The organism is Nitrospinota bacterium (assembly GCA_009873635.1).
In the GTDB taxonomy this organism is placed as follows: Bacteria; Nitrospinota; Nitrospinia; order Nitrospinales; family VA-1; genus LS-NOB.
The window spans coordinates 1-2,211 of the sequence record WAHY01000011.1; the positions used below are offsets into that span (position 1 = coordinate 1).

Genomic DNA, 2,211 nt, shown 5'->3' on the forward strand with positions numbered 1-2,211 from the left:
AAATATTATTTTTAATCATTTTTGCAATTCCATCCTTCGCCTTTAATTCTGAACCTATAAATAAGACAGGCGAACTCATGTGCTCATGAACACTACTCATAAAAAACCTCCTTAAACAAAAAATTTTTAAAAAAGGTTATATTCAAACAGATGATTTTTGTCTTCTTTATATAAGATATTATTTAAAAATAATTATTCCCTACTTCCTGACGTATTGCCCGATGCGTCTAACAGTTGCACCTTGCTCATGTGATATTTCTTCATTAGCATTCATGCCCCGAAGGGGTATAAAACTGGGTCTTACGTTCAAGAAAGTTAGCTAGAGTCTTCGGGGCTATTGATAGCCCCTTAGATTCTTTACACCTACCTAACTAATTTGCTCTTCATTTGCCATCGCAGACAAAAAAAATGAACACTGTCTACCCAGCTTAAATCCTCACCTGTTTTATCTCTCCTGCCTACACTGTGCCTACACAAATAAAAAATGGGCTACAGCCTAAACTGTAACCCATTGATTTTATTGGTGAGCCGTGAAGGAATCGAACCTTCAACCTACTGATTAAGAGTCAGTTGCTCTGCCTGATTGAGCTAACGGCCCACATTTTATATCTGGATTGTTATTCATTTTACTCAATCAACATCAGTCAGGCAAGTTTCAGATCATAGCGTCGCAATTCAACTAATGTTTTTGAGAAGATACGCAACCTCTTATCCTCCACTGGAAATCCAGGTGATAACCTTGAACTGCAAGGTACTGACTGGAGCTGAAAATCCCCCTGCGACCAAAGATAAAAACAAAAACTGGTATGCCTTGTCTTTATCCTCTCGCATTTCCACGATGTCTATCAGGAACGACACGAACAGCAAACCAAAAAATATTACCTTGGACACATCCGGTAAAATTGATTCCTGCGCTGTGACTAACTCCGGCTGAAGGGTCAACGCACGCGCTTGGAAAATTCCAATACCATAGAGTCCCATCAGCATAAATGCCCAGACTTGCCTCAAGAGTATTTTTGTTTCTTCTAGATTGATGCCAGAACCTCTTAAAAATCAGTGTTAAAAATGTTTTTGCACCCTCAACCAGCGAGAATCATCCAATAAAAGTACCTATTATATATTAACAAAGACTCAAGCAAATGAGTTCCAGCTAATTTCAGGTCATTTCCCGTGGATTTCAGCTATGATATAATTGTTTCTGATTCCATTATCCGATAAATAAATATTTTCCCAGCCTTTTTTGGGTTTATCTGGACAATATAAGTAAAACATTTTTATCAATTATAATCTTTTTTGAGAAGGAAGTAGATTATGGCTATAAGATTAGGAGATACAGCACCGAACTTCACAGCAGAAACCACAGAAGGCACCATTGATTTTCATAGTTATCTTGGTGACGGCTGGGGGGTTTTATTTTCCCACCCGAAAGACTACACCCCTGTCTGCACCACCGAATTAGGTCGTGTGGCAAATCTGAAAAGCGAATTTGAAAAGAGGAATGTAAAAGTACTGGCATTAAGTGTAGACCCTGTGGATTCACACAAGGGCTGGGTCAATGACATTAATGAAACTCAGGCTTGCACTGTCAATTACCCCATAATTGCCGATCCTGAAAAGAAAGTTTCTGAGCTGTATGACATGATCCACCCGAATGCTCTGGATAACTTGACAGTCCGTTCGGTGTTCATTATTGGACCCGACAAGAAAGTCAAACTCACAATCACCTACCCTGCATCAACGGGAAGAAACTTTGATGAGATTCTGCGTGTGATCGATTCACTTCAACTGACCGCAAATTATCAGGTCGCCACACCCGTAGACTGGAAGCATGGTGATGATTGTGTTGTAGTTCCCGCAATCAAAACAGAAGACATTCCGGCAAAATTTCCCAAAGGTCACAAAGTAATCAAACCTTATTTACGCACCACACCGCAACCGGATATTTAATCGGTCGGTATTTTTCCCCAACCAGGCGGGCAAACCCCCGCCTGGTTTTAGTTTCTTTTGCCATGAGCAATCAAAATCCACCCGGACAGATTTCATACTTGATTCAGTTATTGACAGACCGCGATGAGTTTGTGAGAGAAAAGGTTCGTCACGAGTTAGTCAAACTTGGTGAAGATGCCTTACCTTTTCTGGAAATGTCTCTTCGAAGTGAAGATGTTACTCTTCGTGCTCAGGCACAGAAAGTAATAAATGCAATTCTGCCGA

Annotated in this window: 2 protein-coding genes and 1 tRNA gene; 1 reads left to right on the forward strand and 2 read right to left on the reverse strand. The window is 40.2% G+C overall.

The features are described 5' to 3' along the window. Positions 1-521: 521 nt before the first annotated feature. Together F3741_07955 and F3741_07960 are read right to left on the reverse strand one after the other, a co-directional pair. Positions 522-598: transfer RNA gene (locus tag F3741_07955), tRNA-Lys, on the reverse strand. A gap of 110 nt (positions 599-708) precedes the next feature. After that, positions 709-1,008 carry a hypothetical protein gene (locus F3741_07960; protein ID MZG30724.1) on the reverse strand — a complete coding sequence of 100 codons (300 nt, stop codon included), beginning with the start codon at positions 1,006-1,008 and terminating at the stop codon, positions 709-711. 303 nt (positions 1,009-1,311) lie between these two features. Between F3741_07960 and F3741_07965 the strand changes: the two genes are divergently transcribed. After that, positions 1,312-1,947 carry a peroxiredoxin gene (locus tag F3741_07965; protein ID MZG30725.1) on the forward strand — a complete coding sequence of 212 codons (636 nt, stop codon included), beginning with the start codon at positions 1,312-1,314 and terminating at the stop codon, positions 1,945-1,947. The last annotated feature ends 264 nt before the right edge of the window (positions 1,948-2,211 follow it).

Excerpts from the sequence above, each read along its gene's own strand:
- F3741_07965 (MZG30725.1), top strand. The coding sequence starts at position 1,312 with ATGGCTATAAGATTAGGAGATACAGCACCGAACTTCACAGCAGAAACC.